We start from the raw sequence: 2043 nt of genomic DNA, 5'->3' as shown, positions 1-2043 counted from the left end.
AAGCAGCGTTAAAACAGATGCTACAAAACGGCTTGAGCTGACCATAATGAAGTTATCAAGTGTGTCGATGTCGGTGATGAGATTGGCAGTAATTGCGCCACTGCCCAGCGTTTCAAACTCATTCATGGAAGTATGTTCGAGGTGTGTAAGTAGTTTGGAGCGTATCATAAAGGTGATGTATTTTGATATTTTTGTAAATATCTTTGTCGTAATAACACCAAGATAGTAGTATAAAAATCGTAAAAATATTACCACAAACGCAACGATGGCAATGTAGTAAAAAGCAGAACCACTGCCTAAAAGCGTGTTGATGGTTGGAACAATGTAATGCGGCTTGTGCAGCAGCACTTCATCAACCATCATCGGCAGCAGTAGTGGAACTGGAACACTTACAATGATGGCAAGTAGCGTAATGATCTGCCCATAAATAAGGGCAGGTTTTTTATGGAGTGCGAGTTTGAAAAGAGATTTGAGTGTTATTTTAGTTTGCATTTGCTTTGATGGCATTTTGGATGCGTAGGAGTGTTTCATCTCTGCCCAAAATAGCCATAACTGCGTCAAGCCCCGGACCACTCATCTTTCCAAGAAGTGCAACGCGTAGAGGGTTTCCGATTTTTCCAAATCCTATCTCCATCTCATTGACAACACTCTCCATTACATGATGATAATCAGCTGGTAAATGCAATGTATCGGCTGCGTTTAGTTTTGCTGCAAAATTTTCTAACACTTCAAAGGCATTACCTTTAAATGCTTTTTTGACTGCTTTTGCATCGTACTCACTTGGAGTTGTAATAACTTCACGGCTGAGAGTTGCAAGTTCTTTAAGTGTTTTTGCACGCTCTTTTAAGGCATCAAGCAAAATCTCTTTTTTGTCATGAGAAGTGAGGACAATATCAAAATCAAGAAGTAATTCTACGAGTTCATCATTTGGAGTGTTTTTGATGTAGTGTGCATTGAGCCAGTCGAGCTTTTCAGTGTTGTAAATTGAAGCTGATTTGTTGATGTCTTTAGGGTCAAAAAGCGCTTTCATCTCATCCATTGAGAATATCTCTTGATCTCCATGACTCCAACCAAGACGCACAAGGAAGTTTAAAAGTGCTTCTGGGAGATAACCCATTGCTTTGTACTCCATTACATCTGTTGCACCATCGCGTTTTGAAAGTTTTTTGCCTTGTTGGTTGTGAATCATCGGAACATGGTAAAATTTAGGAATATCAAATCCAAGAGCTTCATAAACAACTATTTGCTTTGGAGTGTTTGAGAGATGGTCATCCCCACGAATAACTTCATTAATGCCCATCAAAGCATCATCAATAGCTACAACAAAATTATAAGTAGGACTTCCATCAGCACGAGCGATGACAAAATCATCCAAAATATCTTCTGCTTGAAATACTACATCGCCTTTAACACCGTCATGAACGATAATTTCACCACTTATCGGTGCTTTTATACGTATGACAGGCTCGACACCCTCAGGAGGAGTTCCCTTAAAGTCACGATATTTTCCATCATATTTTGTACGCTCTTTATTAGCCATTTGTGTTTCACGGAGTGTATCTAACTCCTCTCTTGACATATAACATTTGTACGCTTTTCCCTCATCAAGAAGTTGTTTGATATATTTCGCATAGATGTCACTGCGTTTACTTTGGTAGGTAATATCCCCATCTGCCTCAAGTCCAAGCCATGCAAATGCCTCTAAAATCGCCTGAGTTGCCTCATTAGAGTTTCTTGCCTTATCAGTATCTTCAATACGAAGTACAAACTTCCCGCCATTTTTTTTCGCCCAAAGGTATGAAAAAAGTGCAGTACGAAGACCGCCGATGTGTAAGTAGCCAGTAGGGCTTGGAGCAAAACGAGTAACAACCATGATATGCCTTTAAAATTATAATTAGACTTCTTTCATAACCTAGATATACTTCAGCAATTTATAGAGAGTTTTAATCAAGGCAGATGTTCTTCAGCGTAGCCGTAGCTACGGTGAAGGTTATCTAACGCAGAGTAAAGCTCTCTATAAATTGCCCAAAGGGAGGAATAAAA

General features: G+C 39.4%; 2 protein-coding genes. Both read right to left on the bottom strand.

The window, feature by feature from the left end:
- Positions 1-492: ABC transporter transmembrane domain-containing protein (locus tag MVY38_RS09835; protein ID WP_297485709.1), on the bottom strand; the 492-nt coding region annotated here is incomplete at its 3' end.
- Complete coding sequence (gene gltX, locus MVY38_RS09830) at positions 482-1873, bottom strand: glutamate--tRNA ligase (RefSeq protein WP_297485707.1); 1392 nt, start codon at positions 1871-1873, stop codon at positions 482-484. The genes MVY38_RS09835 and gltX, both read right to left, overlap by 11 nt.
- Positions 1874-2043: the final 170 nt, after the last annotated feature.

This window comes from Sulfurimonas sp., assembly GCF_027056685.1.
GTDB lineage: Bacteria > Campylobacterota > Campylobacteria > Campylobacterales > Sulfurimonadaceae > Sulfurimonas.
The sequence above is the reverse complement of the archived record's forward strand: the minus strand, read 5'-3'. Positions and strand labels throughout refer to the sequence as shown.